The following is a 16,443-nucleotide window of genomic DNA, read 5'->3' as shown; positions in this document are numbered from 1 at the left end:
TTAAGGCAAGGATATTGCCAAAGGTAGACGACTCCTTTAGTATAATAGAATTCATAATAATAGGCAAAAAGACCTGATCATAAAGAAATGTAAAAAAGCAGCCCAAAATACGTTTCCAGCTTTAAAAAGTATATAATAAAAGCAAATCTGGATTTTTTAACAGGAAAAAAATTTTTTAATGAAAGGGGTCGTCACATGTTCGCTCAAAAAAAGAAACCGCTAGTCGAGCGGATTGAAAGCCATATTCAACTTGATTCAGTCTCGCTACACGTTCCAGGTCATAAGAATGGTCTGCTTTATCCGGCGAGCTGGCAGCCCTTTCTGAAATATGATTTAACAGAAATCACCGGTCTAGACGATCTGTATCATTCGGAAGCGGCGATTGAAGAGAGCCGCCAACTGTTGACAGCCTGTTACGGGGCTGAGGAAAGCTATTTTCTAGTGAATGGGACGACAGGGGGCAATCTGGCGATGATTTTAGCGGCAGTTGGACGTGGGGAAAAGGTGCTAGTTTCGCGAGATGTCCATAAATCGATTCTGCACGGTCTCGAGCTGGCCGGGGCAGTCCCCATCTTTTTGACAGCAGCAGTCGACCCGGAAATCGGTGTGGCAAGCGGCGTATCCTGTGACCTTCTGGAAGAGGCCTTCACACTTCATCCAGATATTGCGGCCTGCATTTTTACCTATCCCAGCTACTATGGGACCGTTTTTGATTTGGCAAGCTGTATCAGTATTGCCCATCGATACCAAGCTGTCGTGCTGGTGGATGAGGCACATGGCGCTCATTTTGCCGCGCATCCTGATTTCCCAACAGACGCCCTGCAACTCGGGGCAGATGCAGTCGTTCAGTCGGCGCACAAGACGCTTCCGGCTATGACGATGGGATCATTTTTACATATTGCAAGCAGCCATCCGAGGCTCCAAGAAGTCCCGCGGTATTTGCAAATGCTCCAGTCCAGCAGCCCGTCCTACTTGATCATGGCCTCATTAGACATCGCGCGGCACTATGTAGCCAATTATGAGGCGGCTGATTTTGAAACATTTTGGGAAATGCGTGCGAATTGGGAGGCATCCCTCACGGCGAGCGGCTTTGAAGTCCTGACACCAGCTGATCCACTCAAACTAGTCATTCGGCGCGCCGGCAGCACAGGTTTTGAACTGCTGGCAGAATTCGAGCAGAACGGCTATTTCCCAGAACTGGCGGACGAAAGCCAAGCGCTGCTGATTTTGCCACTTTTAAAAAAGAACGACTCATTTCCCGCACCTTCCAACTGGCAAACAGTCGCAGCGGACAAAAAGGAAAGACAAGAGATTCAGCCAATCGCGCCAGCTGCCATCACAGAACTGGCGATTTCCTATGAAGCCATGCGGGGACTGAAAACGGAATTCCTACCAGTCGAGGCGGCAGTTGGCTATGTGGCCGCTGAGAATGTGATGACCTATCCACCCGGCATCCCCGAACTAATACGCGGTGAAAAAATAACGGCAGAGCATGTAACGGTTTTGCAGGCAATCAAAACGCGGCGCTATCAGGGCGGAGAGAAGCTGCATGAGAATAAGCTCAAGGTTTTTAAGGAAATATGATATAATTTGAACAGAAAAGAAGTAGAAAGAGGTACACAAATGAAGGCGATTTTTATCACGCTTGAGGGTCCAGACGGCTCCGGCAAAACAACAACCATGCAATTGCTTTATGAAAAAATGAAAAAATCGGGTATTCCATTTATTAAAACGCGCGAACCGGGCGGCAGTCCTATTTCGGAAAAAGTGCGGGAAATCGTTCTAGGGATTGGCAATGAGGAAATGGACCCGCGGACGGAGGCCTTGCTGATTGCTGGTGCGAGAAGGCAGCATGTGGTCGAAACGATCCGGCCCGCCTTGGCAGCAGGCAAAACGGTGCTCTGTGACCGCTTTATCGACAGTTCGCTGGCTTATCAGGGAGCAGGTCGCGGAATCGGTATTGATGAGGTTCTGGAAATCAACCTTTTTGCTGTGGAAGAAACACTTCCAGATGTGACCTATTATTTGGACGTTCCCGCAGAGATCGGTCTGGCGCGGATTGCTGCGAACAAAGGGCGTGAAGTCAACCGGCTCGACAAGGAGGATGTGACTTTTCATCAGCAGGTGCAGACGGGATACGAGGAACTATTGAAGCGTTTTTCGGCGCGATTTGTTCGGGTTGATGCCACACAGACTCCTGACCAAATCACGGATCAGATTCTTGCGGATATTTTAAAACGTGTTGCGGAGAGCTGATTAAGGATGTTTGAACAGCTGAAATTAGGTAAAACTAAATAGTAAAGTTGAAATGAAAATTTTGCTATAATGAAAAAAAGTGCAGAATGGCTCTGCACAAGGAGGGGACAGGAAGATGAAATTAATTTTTGCGATTGTGCAGGACCAGGACAGCAACCGCCTTTCTGATGCTTTAACAAAAGCGAACTTTGGTGCGACAAAGCTGGCTACAACGGGCGGCTTTCTGAAAGCAGGCAATACGACTTTTATTATCGGGACTGAGGATGAACGTGTTCAGGATGCGCTGGATATTATTAAAGATAACTGCAAGGCGCGCGAGCAAATGATGACGCCGTCTGCCTCACTTGGCGTTACGGTCGACACATATGTTCCTTATCCAATCGAAGTGCAAGTTGGCGGGGCGACAGTGTTTGTAATGCCAGTCGAAAGTTTCCACCACTTTTAAAAAGTAAAATCATGCTGTCAAACAAGTGAGATGTTGCAGTCTTTCTGTTTGGCGGCATTTTTATTTTATACTCATTTTTGGCTGGAGAGAGCCTTGCTTTTTTAACAAGTCTTATTTTTTGAACAGAAAAAGACACTTAGTAGAGCCGATAATAGGGCGCTTACTAAGTGTCTTTTTATACATGTTTTATTTGATAACTAATTTTTGTCCTACATAGATAGTTGTGCCGTTCAATTTGTTCCACGATTGCAGATTGCTTACAGAAACATCATTTTTCTGTGCGATTCCCCACAATGTATCACCTTTTTGCACGGTATATGTTTTGGAAGCAGAATTAGAATTGCTCGAGCTAGCTGAATTGGAGCTAGAGCTGTTGCTGCTTGAACTACCAGATTTGGAAACAACTAATTTTTGTCCCGGCTGGATTGTATCAGAGGACAGGTTGTTCCATGATTTGATATTGGCCACAGAAGTGCCGTATTTATTGGCGATCTTCCAAAGTGAATCACCGGATTGAACAGTATAAGTTGTGCCGGATGAAGCATTGCTGTTGCTCGAGCTAGAGCTGTTGTTGTTGGATGAATTGCTGGAACTGCTGCCAGATGAGCTGCTGTTTGAGCTGGACGAACCGGCGGACACTTTCAATACCTGACCAACATGGATTGTGTCAGAGCTTAGGTTGTTCCACGATTTCAGATTGGCTACAGAGACACCAAACTGCTGGCTGATTTTCCAAAGCGAGTCGCCACTTTTGACGGTATAAGTGGAAGCGGAACTGTTACTTGATGATGAACTGCTACCGCTATTATTATTGTTGCTATTGCTGGAAGAATCAGAAGCATTTGAGTCGCTGCTCGAGCTTGATTGGGAGACAATCAATTTTTGTCCCGGATAAATCGTATCAGATTTAAGGTTGTTCCAAGATTTTAGATTTGCTACGGAAGTGCCATACTTGCTGGCAATCTTATAGAGCGTATCCCCAGATTGCACCGTATAGTAAGTGCCGACAGATGTATTGTCTGTTGTACCACTGTCAGTATTGCTGCTGCCAGATGAACCCGTATCATATTGAGTCAAATTGTAGCGTTCGATAATGCTGTTCAGTTTGCTGGCATAGCTTGTATCTGTCGCATAGGTTCCAGTTAGCGCCTGTGTGGCATCTTTATATGAATTCGTGTTGCTTTTCCAAGTGCCCGCATAATAATTAGGATTCCAAGAAGGGCCGTTATGCAACACATTCGCATTGTCTTGCAAAGAAGCGGCGTAATTAGGATACTTCCGGAACTTGGCTGTAATTTGATAGTAGTTGCCTGAACCGTCATCTTCAAGAGTTTTCATTTCGACGTACTGCCCGTTGTAAGTCCCTTTAATGCCGAAAAGATTATAGTTCGGTGCAGAAGAAAGGGTGCTCGAACCATAGCCGCTTTCAAGGCATGCCTGAGCAATCATTACCGAAGCATACAGGTCGTTCGCTGCTGCCACTGACTGAGCATCTGCTGCGATCGAATCAATGAAAGCTTGAGCCGACTGAGAGCTAGCTCGTAATGAAGTCCCCATGACATTACTGGTATAAGTAGTAGGGGAAGTTTGTACATTAGAGCTGCTAGCTGTGGCACTGCTTTCTTGAACAGTAGTAGTATTGACTTGGACGGTGGCTTGTGCGGGCTGCGTTTGCGTTGTAGTTTCTTGCGTTGTGTTCACGGCTGTTGCTGTATTTTCTGTGTTAGTGGTTGTGTCACTTTGTTCTGAATCGGTTGTTTCAGGTGCTGTTTGGCTATTTGTTAAGTTGCTGTCATTTGTTGTATCGTCACTATCCGTGTCCGTGTTGGAAACTTCATCTGCTGATACTACCGTCGAATAGGCAGGCACGGCAATTGTTGTTGCAACTGCTGCAAGGCTCGCGATCGTTGTACCGGTTTTTATGGCGTCTTTCTTCTTGCGCTTCTTGCCTTCTTTTTTCTCTGCTTCAATTCGCTCTTTTCTGGTTAATTCCAAAACTATCACTTCCATTTCAAACTTTTTTTCGCACCGTAGATAAATCAATTATGCCATTTTTCACAAGACATTTCTATTGCAGGAATATTAAATTTGCTTACAAGCCGATAATCTTTCACACTTTTGTCAAAAAAGAGTGTCGAAAAAATCACTAAATCAAAAAAGGTTGAAAGAAAAAATGGGCTTTGCTATACTGAGATAAGTAAGTACTTGCTTTATGTAAGGGTGGCAGAAAGGAGTCCGGACGTGATTACAAACGAATCCATTATGGAAGCAGCGCTAAGAATGGTTGCCAAAAACGGCATCAAAGGCTCGACTACACGGCAATTGGCTGAGGCGGCCGGCATCAATGAAGCAACGATTTTCAAGAAATTTAAAAACAAAGAAAATCTGATCCATCTGACACTTGAGCGGCAGATCGAATCCATTAAGCAGGAGATCGATCAGTTTTTTGCGGCTGGTTTTCCTGATCGGGCGACTTTTTTGACAGCTGTCAGTGAGTTTATGCTGTCACTTTATGATAAATATCGAGATTTCATGGTCATTTCGGTTAAGGAAATGGGAAGTAAGGATATGGAATTTATCAACCCTTCTGTCATCGAATACCTTTATGAGAAAATTGATCAAAAAGTAAAGCAGGTCATTGGCCGGAACGAGCGCCATTGTGCAGAATCAGAAGCCGTCTCACTCGTGCTCAACAGCGTGATTTTGCTAACGATGGTTGAAAAAGTAAATGATGATATCTACGAGCGACCGCCAAAGATTCAAGTGAGTGCCGAGACGCTGACGGGTGTTCTAGAGAAATTGCTTTGATCCATGCAGGCGGCTGCTTTTTGAAGAGGGGCAGCTGTCTGTTAAATAAACGAGAACAGTTGGTCATTCATGTGAGAAAAATCACGATTTGATTTTAAAAAGGGTGAGGCGTGTGAAAGCAATCAATGATGGGCCTAAAATCAGGCAGGAAATGCGAACAGTCAGTGCAATGATCCACCTGTATTGTCGAAAAAAACACGGCGGGAAAGATTTGTGTGAGGAATGTGCAGATTTAGAACGCTATGCGCATACACGTCTGTCCCACTGTCGTTTTGGCGAGGAAAAAGGAACCTGTGAGAAGTGTCAAGTGCACTGCTACCGAAAAGACTATCGCGAAAGAATCAAAGCAGTCATGCGTTTTTCTGGGCCGCGGATGCTCACTCGTCATCCGATTTGGGCCATTCGGCATTTAATCAAGAATTTGAAAAGCGGATGACGCTCGAGCTGGTGCCTTTATGGCGCTGGCTTTTTTTGATGTAATAAGCAAAAAACCTCCGACGCACGCGCCGGAGGTTTTCTTTTATTTCGACCGATAAAGATCGACTAATTCTTTTGCCAAGTCCTTAAAGGTGATGGCATTCATTAAATGATCCTGTGCATGGACGAGAAGAAGGGATACTTCTGTTTTTTCGCCGCGTGCTTCACCTTGAATAAGGGCTGTTTGTGAATGATGCGCTTCAAGTAAAGCCTGCTCTGCTTGTTCGATTTGTTTATCAGCTGTTTCAAAGTCGCCTTTTTTAGCTGCTTCGATGGCAAGCATTGCGTCGCTCTTGGCGTTACCGCCGAATACGATCAAACTCATAATTGTTTGTTCTAGATCCATATCTAACACGTCCTTTAAAGGAATTCCAGATTAAGCTTGAGCTGCTTCTTTAGCTTGAACTTCTTTTTCACGACGTAGCTCTTGGATTTGAGCCATTTTCGCGAATGGAAGGAAGATAATGATAGAAAGCGCCAAGTTAACTGCTGCCAAGATACCACCTGCAAGGCTTTGTGTTGCAAGGAAGCCGCCGATGATTGGTGGAGTAGTCCAAGGAACAACGATCGTACAAGCTGGTACAAGACCAGATGCTGTTGCAAAGTAAGCAACCGTTACAAGTACAAGTGGAGTCAAGATGTAAGGAATGAACATGATTGGGTTCAGTACGATTGGAAGACCGAACATCATTGGTTCATTGATGTTGAACAAACCTGGTGCTGCAGACAATTTGGAAACTGTCATGTAAGCTTTGTGTTTACGTGCTACTAGGAAGATTGCGATAACAAGACCGATTGTTGCACCAGTACCACCAAGGTTTACAAATGCATCGAAGAAAGGTTTGTTAACGATGTAAGGAATTTCTTTACCAGCTTCAAGAGCTTTAACGTTTGCTTCAATAGCAGGAACGTTGATTGTTTGCATGAACGGGTCGATAATGTTCGCACCGTGCAAACCGAAGAACCAAAGGAATGCAGAAACAAATGCTAGCAGTAGTGCTGCTGGAAGTGAGTTTGCAAGACCCATGAATGGTTCTTGGATAAGTTTGTAGAATTCAGCTACAAGGTCAGTGATACCAGCTGCTTGGAAGAACGCAGTGATAAGACCGAAGATAGAAACTGTGATCATTGCAGGGAATAGCGCTGCGAATGAACGAGAAACTGCTGGTGGAACACCGTCAGGCATTTTGATGACCAATTTGTCACTGCCGCTTAGACGAGTGAAAATTTCAGTAGAGATAATCGAGATAATAAGAGCTAGGAAAAGACCAGTAGATCCAAGTCCAGCTATGCTCATGCCACCTTCAGCAGCTGGTGCAACAGCGCCGATTGCGAAGAAAGAAGCAACAGATACGACACCAGAAGAAAGTGCATCTTTGTCGTAAGATTTTGCAAGGTTATAAGCAACGGTGAAAGAAATTAAAAGTGCTAGAATCGCGAAAGTACCATTCCATACGTTAACGCCGAAAGCTTGCCATTTGCCCTCTCCGAAAAGTCCGTTCATGAAGTCTTGATATGCTTGAATCGGGAAGTTGTTAATCAGTACGGCGAAAGACCCGAGAATCATCAGTGGCATTGTTGCGATGAAACCATCACGAATTGCAACTAGATGACGCTGCCCGCCGATTTTTGCTGCGTATGGAATAAAGTGTTTCTCCATAAAAGCAATAAATCCATTCATTATAATAATCTCCTTTTTTTGACAATCTCGAAAGACTGCTTAGTATTTTACAGCTATTGCTGGTGATACCTGTTTTACTTGATTAATTCAAGTGCTTGTTTTAAGACGTTGTCGCCTTTCATCATGCCGTAGTCAACACTGTTGATAACAGCAACTGGAATACCTTTTGGTTCCAATTTTTTCTTCATGCTGCCTTCTAAGAAACGAACTTGTGGTCCTAGAAGAAGTACATCGATTTCATCAATGTGTTTGTCAGCTTCTGCTTCAGCTACTGCAAAGATTTTTGCATCCATACCTTCTGCTTCTGCCGCTTTTTCCATTTTAGTTACTAGTAAACTGGTGGACATCCCAGCAGAACAAACTAACATAATTGTTTTCATTTTAAATTCCTCCTTTTCAACTTTACATAGAACTATAATGCAAAAACCGTGCCAACTTTGAAATGGCTTTATAAGAACGTTTTCATAAATGTAAAAAGGCTTACACAATCTAACTGATGTGTGTAATTGTTACACAGATGCACATTCTTAATACAATCTTTATTCCCTAGATTTCTTTTTTTACACTCTCTTTACGCACTTTACGGTTAAGATAGGCATGAAAGAGGATGAGAACAGAAAAAAAAGGAGTGATTAGAGATGTTGATCATCACAATTTTCATGGGGCTGATCGCGCTCGGATTATTGATCTATCTATTTTATGTGTTATTTAGAGGTGAAGACTTATGAAATCGATCATCATACAAGATATTTTTTTTCTGGCAGTGCTTGTTGCTTTGGCAATTCCGCTGGGGCTTTACATTCATAAGCTGCTGATTGGCGAGAAGGTCTGGCTAGAAAAGATTCTCGGTCCGCTTGAACGGGCGATCTATCGACTAATGGGCCAAAGCGCGGCCTGTGAAATGACAGCAAAGCGCTACGCATTCTCAGTACTTGCTTTCAGCTTTCTAGGACTGGCCTTTTTGATGCTGCTGCTTCTGCTGCAAGGATTGTTGCCGCTCAATCCGGAACATTTGCAAGGAATGTCGTTTGATCTGGCCTACAATACGGCGGCTAGTTTTGTTTCAAATACCAACTGGCAGGCCTATTCCGGCGAAGGAACGCTCTCCTATCTCGCCCAAATGTTAGGGTTGACAGTGCAGAATTTTGTTTCGGCGGCGGCTGGGATTGCCGTGTTGTTCGTTCTGATTCGCGGCTTCCTTTATAAGAAAGCACACGGTCTAGGGAACTTTTGGCGGGATCTGACAAAAATCACCCTGTATCTGCTGCTACCGCTTTCGCTTGTTTTGGCGGTTTTACTGGTTTCGCAGGGCGTTGTGCAGACTTTTTCTTCCTACCAAGTGGTTGAAACGCTTCAAGATGGCGTGGGGCAAGTGATTCCGCTGGGACCGGCCGCTAGTCAAATTGCCATCAAGCATCTCGGGACAAATGGTGGCGGTTTTTTTGGTGCCAATTCGGCGTTCCCTTTTGAGAATCCGACGGCCGTTTCCAACTTTTTGGAGATGCTGGCGATTTTGCTGATCCCGGCAGCGCTAGTGTTTACTTTTGGGAAGGCGGTTAGGGACATGCGGCAAGGACGGGCCATTTTTGTGGCGATGATGCTGGTCTTTGTGATTGGGCTGATTGGGATTACGGCGGCTGAGATGTATACGGGGCCTGATTTTGCAGGGGTGTCGACAGGTGGCAGCATGGAAGGGAAGGAAGCGCGCTTTGGGATTGGCCAGTCGGCGCTGTTCAGTGTCTCGACAACGGCTGCTTCCAACGGGGCGGTGAATGCCATGCATGACAGTCTGACACCGCTCGGCGGGATGGTGCCGCTGTTTATGATGCAGCTCGGCGAAGTGATTTTCGGCGGTGTGGGCAGCGGACTCTACGGCATGCTGGCTTTTGTGATTCTGACGGTATTTATTGCGGGGCTGATGGTGGGTCGGACGCCTGAATATTTGGGCAAAAAAATCGAGCCGTATGAGATGAAAATGGTCTGCCTGCTTGTCCTTGTGCCCCCTCTTTTAACGCTGCTCGGGACGGCCGCTGCAACGATTCTGCCGCAGACATTCGGCTACTTGTCGAACGGCTCGGCGCATGGCTTTTCGGAAGTGCTTTATGCGTTTACCTCGATGGGCAACAATAACGGGAGTGCTTTTGCGGGATATGCGGCGGACAATCCGTTTACCAATCTGGTCGGCGGGACGATGATGCTCCTCGGTCGATTTATTCCCATGGTGGCAGCCATCTTTCTGGCCGGCAGTCTGGCGAAGAAGAAAAGTGTGGCGGAAAGCAGCGGAACCCTTTCGACCTCGAACGGCCTGTTTGTCGGTCTGCTTCTCGGTGTGATTCTGCTTGTCGGAGCGCTCAGCTTTTTGCCAGCCTTGGCGCTTGGTCCGCTTGCAGACTTTTTCACAACTTTAAATTGAGGTGATTAAGATGAAAAAAGAAGATTCAAAAAAAGAAATCTATCGGGATGCGACGGTGCAATCTTTCGTCAAGCTGTCGCCGAAGATTCAAATTAAAAATCCTGTCATGCTGGTGGTCTATATCGGGGCTGTTTTGACCACACTGCTCTATTTCCTCGCGTTTGCTGGAGTCGAGGATGCGGCGGCGGGCTACACGCTGGCGATCGCACTAGTCTTATGGTTTACGGTGCTTTTTGCCAACTTTGCCGAAGCGATCGCGGAAGGACGCGGCCGGGCACAAGCGGATAGTTTGAGAAGCGCACGGAAAGATGTCACGGCTCGGAAGCTAGAGCGGGCGGAGGATCATGCTAACTATACGGAGGTGCTGTCGAATGCGCTGCACAAAGGGGATGTGGTCTTTGTAGAAGCAGGCGAACAAATTCCAATGGACGGCGAGGTGATCGACGGGGCGGCATCGGTGGACGAAAGTGCGATTACGGGTGAATCCGCGCCGGTCATTCGCGAGTCTGGCGGTGATCGAAGCGCTGTGACTGGCGGGACGACCCTCGTGTCAGACTGGCTGGTCGTGCGAATCACTTCCGAAGCAGGCGAAAGTTTTCTGGATAAAATGATTGCCATGGTTGAAGGGGCGGCGCGAAAGAAAACGCCAAATGAAATAGCCCTGCAGATTTTGCTGGTGACATTGACGATTATTTTCCTTGTCGTGTCGGTCACACTTGTGCCATTTACCCACTTCTCCAGTGAGCTTGCCGGAAACGGGGCGGCGATTTCAATAACCAATGTTGTCGCGCTGCTCGTTTGCCTGGCACCCACGACAATTGGGGCCTTGCTTTCGTCCATCGGGATTGCTGGAATGAGCCGGCTCAATCAGGCCAACGTGCTCGCCATGAGCGGCCGTGCGATCGAAGCGGCTGGGGACGTGGATGTGCTTTTGCTCGACAAGACGGGGACGATTACGCTTGGCAACCGAAAAGCGAGTGAATTCATTCCGGTTCCGGGTGTCAGAGAGCAGGATTTGGCTGATGCCGCACAGCTTTCCTCTATTGCAGACGAAACGGCAGAGGGGAGAAGCATTGTGGTGCTGGCGAAGGAGCGGTTCGACATTCGGGGGCGTGATTTCGGCTCGATGGGCGCGACATTCATTCCTTTTACAGCCAAAACGAGGATGAGCGGAGTGGATTTTGGCGAACAGAAAATTCGTAAAGGTGCGGCAGATGCAGTGAAAAAATATATCGAGCAGATTGGCGGTCATTATCCGGCAGCCTGTGATGAAATTGTCGAACGGATTGCGCGACTGGGCGGGACACCACTTGTTGTCGTGCGGAATCAGGACGTATTGGGTGTCATTTATTTGAAGGATATCGTGAAAAACGGTGTGAAGGAAAGATTTGTCGATCTGCGGAAAATGGGCATTAAGACGATCATGATCACCGGTGACAATCCGATGACCGCTGCGGCCATTGCGGCAGAAGCAGGAGTCGATGATTTTCTTGCCGAGGCCACACCGGAAGCCAAGCTCGATCTGATTCGTTCCTATCAAAAAGAAGGCCATCTTGTCGCGATGACGGGAGACGGGACGAATGATGCGCCCGCCCTGGCACAGGCAGACGTGGCAGTCGCCATGAACTCCGGGACGCAGGCAGCCAAGGAGGCAGGCAACATGGTGGATCTCGATTCGAGCCCGACCAAGCTGATCGACATCGTGCGAATCGGCAAGCAGCTCCTGATGACACGCGGCGCACTGACAACCTTTAGCGTGGCCAATGACATTGCTAAATATTTTGCGATCATTCCCGTGCTTTTCTATAGTATATACCCAGAGCTGGATGCGCTCAACGTGATGCAGCTTACCAGCCCGACAACCGCCATCCTATCGGCGATCATTTATAACGCGCTGATCATCGTGGCGCTGATCCCACTTTCGCTGCGCGGTGTGAAATATCATGAAATGCCCGCCGGAAAGCTGCTCAGCCGCAATCTGTTTATCTACGGACTGGGCGGCATCATTGCGCCGTTTATTGCCATCAAAGCGATCGATCTGCTGCTGACATTATTGGGGGTGTCCTAACATGGAAAATGAAAAAATGCTCAAACGATTCATTCAAATATGGCGGCCGGTTTTCGTGAGCTTTCTAGCGCTCACACTGCTTTGCGGAGTCGCTTATCCGGGCGTGGTGACACTGATCGCCCAAGCTGCTTTCAAAGACCAAGCGAACGGCAGCTTAATAGAGGAAAATGGTCGAACGGTCGGATCAAAACTGATCGGCCAATCGTTTACAGACCCGAAATACTTGTTGGGAAGGCCGGACAATACGGGAGCTCCGAGCAACCTGAACCCGATGAGCGCGGCCGAGCAGGCCCTAGTTAAAAAACGAGTGGCCTATTACCATAAAATTGATCCGCAAAATCAGAAGCCCGTCCCAGTGGAGCTGGTGACCGGTTCGGCAAGCGGCGTTGATCCGCAAATTTCTGTTCAGGCCGCTAAATATCAGGCTGCACGGATTGCCGCTGAACGGGGTATAGAGGAAGAAACGGTGGACAACATCATCGACCGCTATACAACGAAGCGGACCGCTGGATTTTTAGGGGAACCGGTAGTGAATGTTTTGCAAGTCAATCTGGCGCTTGATAAACTGAAAGCATAGAAATGGAGGTGTCATTCAACATGGAAAGGAAGGCCGAACGTCCGAATCCGGATGCACTTTTGGGACGGTTTAAAAATGAAATTCAGGAGGAAGGCGGCAAGCTTAAGATTTATTTTGGCTATGCGGCAGGCGTCGGCAAGACTTATGCCATGCTGAATGACGCGCGGGAACAGGCCGAGAGCGGTCGAGATGTGGTGATCGGTTATTTGGAACCGCACGCCCGGCCGGAGACGCTTGAACTGGCAAAGGGCCTCGAAACCCTTTCCCCAAAAAAGGTTTTGCATCGAAATATTCAATTGACGGAATTTGATTTGGACGGGGCGCTGGCGCGGAAGCCGGAGTTGATTTTGGTGGATGAGCTGGCGCATACGAACGCTGAAGAGATGCGCAATAAGAAGCGTTATCAGGACATTGAGGAATTGCTTGCGGCCGGGATTGATGTGTATACGACGGTCAACGTGCAGCACATTGAGAGTTTGAATGACATCATCGCGGGCATCACACAGATTGTGGTGCAGGAGACGATTCCCGATCAGTTTTTCGATCAGGCGGATACGGTCAAATTGATCGATATTGATCCGGACGAGCTTCTCAAGCGGCTGGCGCAGGGGAAAATTTATCAGCCAGATCGTGCCGGTGTTGCGATGAGGAACTTTTTTACGAAGGATAATTTAAAACTGCTGCGAGAGATTGCTTTGCGGAAGGCGGCCGATCGAATCAGTTTTGAAAATAGCCGAATATCGATTCTGACGGACAAGTTTGCCAGTATGAAGCTCCTAGTCTGTATTGGTCTGGCGCCATCTTCCAGTCGCTTGATTCGCTGGGGAGCACGTGCGGCTGAGGCTTTTCATGCGCCATGGACGGTGCTCTATGTGGACGATGGCGACACGGAGAAGATTTTGCCGGAAGAAAAGCGGGCGTTGCGGGAGAATCTAGAGCTGGCGGAGCGGCTCGGGGCGGAAATCGTCACGCTGAATGGTGATAATTTGGCGGAAACGATTGCGGAATATGCCAAGCAAAGCGGTGTGACCGATATTGTGGTGGGCAAGTCGCGGCGAAAACGGCGTCTGATCGGCCTGTGGGAGGAATATTTGGAGGACCAGATCATTTCGGAAATCCATAACATTGAAATTCACATTATTCCCGCTGAAATGGCTGTCGGGCGAAAAGCAAAATCACGCAGACGTCGCCAGTTCATTAAACCAATCACCTGGCATGATACGGCGAAAATGATGGGACTGCTAGTTTTAGCGACACTCGTCTCCCTCGGGCTTTCAGAACTTGGTATCGGCGATCAAAATGTCATTATGGTCTATATTTTATCCGTGCTAATCATTTCGCGCATCACAGAAGGCTACCTGTACGGCGTTTTAGGTTCGCTTCTCGGCGTGCTGCTGTTCAACTTTTTCTTCACCACGCCTGTGTATACATTTAACACGATTCAGGCCGGCTATCCAGTCACTTTTGCAATCATGCTAATTGTCGCACTGGTCACAAGCGCGCTAACTGTTCGTATCAAAAAGCAGGCCAAGCAGGCGGTCGCCAAGGAGCACCGTACGGAAGTCCTCTATGAAATCAACAAGCAGCTCCTAGTCACGCGCAATTTGGCGGGGATCGCAGAACTGACCAACGACTATGTTGCAAGGCTGTTTGGGCGGTCGGCGGTATTTTTTCTGGAAGATCCGCTTAGTGGGCACGCGCCGGCATTCCAGCAGGTAGCGGATGAAGCAGGTGCCGATAAACTGCTGACAGAAGATGAACAGGCCGTGGCGCATTGGGTTTTTAAAAATAAAAAACGCGCCGGTGCCGGAACGGATACGTTGATGGGAGCCATGGGTCACTACATGCCGGTCATTTCGCAGGGTCAAGTACTCGGTGTTTTGGGCGTGTACTGCTTGAAAGAGAAAGGCCTGCTGACACAGGACAACCGGCTGTTCCTCCGCATGATCACCAGCCAAGTGGCGATAGCATTAGAGCGACAAAAACTCTCTGATGAGCAGCGGACGATCTTAATTGAGGCGGAAAAGGAGAAAATGCGTGGGAATCTGCTTCGGGCAATCTCGCATGACCTGCGCACGCCGCTGACCGGAATTCTAGGCGCCAGTTCGGCGATTCTGGAAAATACGGCAACCATGGATGACCAGACGAAAACGAAGCTGGTTCATGACATCAAGGACGACTCGGAATGGCTGATTCGCATGGTGGAAAATTTGCTGTCCATTACTCGAATCAACGAGGGGCTGGTCACAGTCGACCGGACGGAAGAAATCGTGGAAGAAGTGGCCGCCGAGGCTGTCGGTCGCATCAAGCAACGCTTCCCAGACCGAGAAATTTATGTCAAAGTGCCCGACGAGCCGCTTTTTGTGCCAATGGACGGGACGCTAATCGTGCAAGTCTTGATCAACCTGATCGAAAATGCCCTCCGACACGGCGGCGAAACGGCCAAGGTCTGGCTTGAAGTCGGTCGATCAGGCGAGGAGGCTGTTTTTACGGTGCGAGATGACGGGATAGGGATTCCGCCGGCCAAGCTGCCCCACCTGTTTGACGGACTTGCAGCGGGCGAAGAGGATCAGGCGGACCGCACACGTGGCCTTGGCATCGGCCTGTCGATCTGCTATTCCATCGTGCGGGCGCATCAAGGCAGAATGGCCGCTTATAATCAGGAAGCTGGTGGACATAGGGGACATGGGGCGGTTTTCTGGTTTTCGTTGCCACTAGCAAAAGGAGGAGAACAAAATGGGACCCAAACGAGTCATACTTTTGATTGAGGACGAGACGGGCATCAGCAATTTCATGTCGGCCGTATTGTCAGCAAGCGATTATCAGGTTCTTCGGGCTGAAACCGGGCAGCAAGGCATTGAAATGGCCGCCACACATGCGCCTGATTTGGTGCTGCTCGACTTGGGGCTGCCCGATATGGACGGCCTGTCGGTGCTTGAAAATATTCGCAGCTGGACCGCCTTGCCCATTGTGGTCGTTTCGGCGCGCGGTCATGAGAAGGAAAAAGTGGCGGCACTCGATCTCGGGGCAGATGATTATATCACCAAACCGTTCGGCACCTCCGAACTGCTGGCAAGAATTCGCACTGCATTGCGGCACAGCGGGGCACAAGCGGCTCAAAATGCCGGTGCCAGCAGTCTCATTCAAATCAACGGGCTGCGGATTGATGATGACCGCCGAATCGTCACGGTGAACGATCAGGTTGTCCATTTGACACCGATTGAATATAAAATCCTGCTACTCCTGGCGACCCATGCCGGCAAAGTGTTGACCCATGATTTTCTGATTCGTGAAATTTGGGGCCCCTATGCCAATGAAAGCCAAACTTTGCGCGTCAATATGAGCAACATTCGCCGCAAAATCGAGCAAAATCCTGCCGAGCCGGCCTACATTATGACGGAGGTCGGTGTGGGCTACCGAATGGTCGAAGCGCCTCTATAGGCTGTGTGAAAAGTAATCGGCAAGTTCCCATCAAACGGGCGCTTGCCGATTACTTTTTTTGTATAAAGAATCATAAGGCAGCCAGTTTTAGAAGAAATGCAGATCGGTTCGTGCTTTTTGCAGATAACAATTTTATTCGGAAAAATAATGAATATAAGGCATTTTTTTATGGGAAAAGGGTATATGTTCACAAAATGTTCAATATTTCGTGTATTAGTTTGTCCATCGTTATATTTTCCAAATAAAAAAACTTATATACTGTTTACAAACCACGCTA

Annotated in this window: 15 protein-coding genes; 11 read left to right on the top strand and 4 right to left on the bottom strand. The window is 48.0% G+C overall.

The window, feature by feature from the left end; all coding sequences use genetic code 11:
* Positions 1 to 195 precede the first annotated feature (195 nt).
* From CS921_RS11375 to CS921_RS11365, 3 genes are all read left to right on the top strand, one after another.
* The gene (locus tag CS921_RS11375; protein WP_099223992.1) at positions 196 to 1,584 is read left to right on the top strand and encodes an aminotransferase class I/II-fold pyridoxal phosphate-dependent enzyme; all 1,389 of its coding nucleotides are present in this window, start codon (positions 196 to 198) and stop codon (positions 1,582 to 1,584) included.
* Between the two features lie 39 nt (positions 1,585 to 1,623).
* Complete coding sequence (tmk, locus tag CS921_RS11370) at positions 1,624 to 2,256, top strand: dTMP kinase (RefSeq protein ID WP_099223990.1); 633 nt, start codon at positions 1,624 to 1,626, stop codon at positions 2,254 to 2,256.
* A gap of 115 nt (positions 2,257 to 2,371) precedes the next feature.
* On the top strand, positions 2,372 to 2,701 hold the full coding sequence (locus tag CS921_RS11365) for a cyclic-di-AMP receptor (protein ID WP_099223989.1): 330 nt from the start codon (positions 2,372 to 2,374) through the stop codon (positions 2,699 to 2,701).
* Between the two features lie 186 nt (positions 2,702 to 2,887).
* Here CS921_RS11365 and CS921_RS11360 read toward each other — a convergent pair whose 3' ends face one another.
* On the bottom strand, positions 2,888 to 4,258 hold the full coding sequence (locus CS921_RS11360; protein ID WP_476738463.1) for a LysM peptidoglycan-binding domain-containing protein: 1,371 nt from the start codon (positions 4,256 to 4,258) through the stop codon (positions 2,888 to 2,890).
* Positions 4,259 to 4,942: 684 nt separating this feature from the next.
* On the opposite strand from CS921_RS11360, the gene CS921_RS11355 reads away from it, so the two are divergent.
* Positions 4,943 to 5,509 carry a TetR/AcrR family transcriptional regulator gene (locus CS921_RS11355; RefSeq protein ID WP_099223985.1) on the top strand — a complete coding sequence of 189 codons (567 nt, stop codon included), beginning with the start codon at positions 4,943 to 4,945 and terminating at the stop codon, positions 5,507 to 5,509.
* Positions 5,510 to 5,621: 112 nt separating this feature from the next.
* Positions 5,622 to 5,945 (top strand): nitrous oxide-stimulated promoter family protein, encoded by a 324-nt coding sequence (locus CS921_RS11350; RefSeq protein WP_099223983.1) that lies wholly within the window; start codon positions 5,622 to 5,624, stop codon positions 5,943 to 5,945.
* A gap of 84 nt (positions 5,946 to 6,029) precedes the next feature.
* Here the strand turns inward: CS921_RS11350 and CS921_RS11345 are convergent, their stop codons facing one another.
* From CS921_RS11345 to CS921_RS11335, 3 genes are all read right to left on the bottom strand, one after another.
* On the bottom strand, positions 6,030 to 6,332 hold the full coding sequence (locus CS921_RS11345; protein ID WP_099223981.1) for a PTS sugar transporter subunit IIA: 303 nt from the start codon (positions 6,330 to 6,332) through the stop codon (positions 6,030 to 6,032).
* 30 nt (positions 6,333 to 6,362) lie between these two features.
* Positions 6,363 to 7,667 (bottom strand): PTS sugar transporter subunit IIC, encoded by a 1,305-nt coding sequence (locus CS921_RS11340; RefSeq protein WP_099223979.1) that lies wholly within the window; start codon positions 7,665 to 7,667, stop codon positions 6,363 to 6,365.
* Between the two features lie 74 nt (positions 7,668 to 7,741).
* Positions 7,742 to 8,047 (bottom strand): PTS sugar transporter subunit IIB, encoded by a 306-nt coding sequence (locus CS921_RS11335; protein ID WP_099223977.1) that lies wholly within the window; start codon positions 8,045 to 8,047, stop codon positions 7,742 to 7,744.
* Positions 8,048 to 8,305: 258 nt separating this feature from the next.
* Here CS921_RS11335 and CS921_RS11330 point away from each other — a divergent pair, with 258 nt between their 5' ends.
* Genes CS921_RS11330 through CS921_RS11305 form a run of 6 tightly spaced genes read left to right on the top strand, consistent with a single transcriptional unit; the run spans position 8,306 to position 16,166 of the window.
* Positions 8,306 to 8,395 carry a potassium-transporting ATPase subunit F gene (locus CS921_RS11330; protein ID WP_099223975.1) on the top strand — a complete coding sequence of 30 codons (90 nt, stop codon included), beginning with the start codon at positions 8,306 to 8,308 and terminating at the stop codon, positions 8,393 to 8,395.
* Positions 8,392 to 10,080, top strand: a complete 1,689-nt coding sequence (gene kdpA, locus CS921_RS11325; protein WP_099223973.1) for a potassium-transporting ATPase subunit KdpA — start codon at positions 8,392 to 8,394, stop codon at positions 10,078 to 10,080. Before CS921_RS11330 ends, kdpA begins: the two co-directional genes overlap by 4 nt.
* Positions 10,081 to 10,090: 10 nt before the next feature.
* Positions 10,091 to 12,148, top strand: coding sequence for a potassium-transporting ATPase subunit KdpB (kdpB, locus tag CS921_RS11320; protein WP_099223971.1), 2,058 nt, complete (start codon positions 10,091 to 10,093; stop codon positions 12,146 to 12,148).
* 1 nt (position 12,149) lies between these two features.
* Entirely contained in the window at positions 12,150 to 12,725 is a 576-nt protein-coding gene (gene kdpC / locus CS921_RS11315) for a potassium-transporting ATPase subunit KdpC (RefSeq protein WP_240422346.1), read from the top strand.
* Between the two features lie 20 nt (positions 12,726 to 12,745).
* Complete coding sequence (locus tag CS921_RS11310; protein WP_099223969.1) at positions 12,746 to 15,493, top strand: sensor histidine kinase; 2,748 nt, start codon at positions 12,746 to 12,748, stop codon at positions 15,491 to 15,493.
* Positions 15,462 to 16,166, top strand: a complete 705-nt coding sequence (locus CS921_RS11305; RefSeq protein ID WP_099223967.1) for a response regulator — start codon at positions 15,462 to 15,464, stop codon at positions 16,164 to 16,166. The genes CS921_RS11310 and CS921_RS11305 overlap by 32 nt, the downstream gene beginning before the upstream one ends.
* The last annotated feature ends 277 nt before the right edge of the window (positions 16,167 to 16,443 follow it).

Source organism: Listeria costaricensis (genome assembly GCF_900183385.1).
GTDB lineage: Bacteria > Bacillota > Bacilli > Lactobacillales > Listeriaceae > Listeria > Listeria costaricensis.
This window is presented reverse-complemented; position numbering and strand designations above follow the sequence as displayed.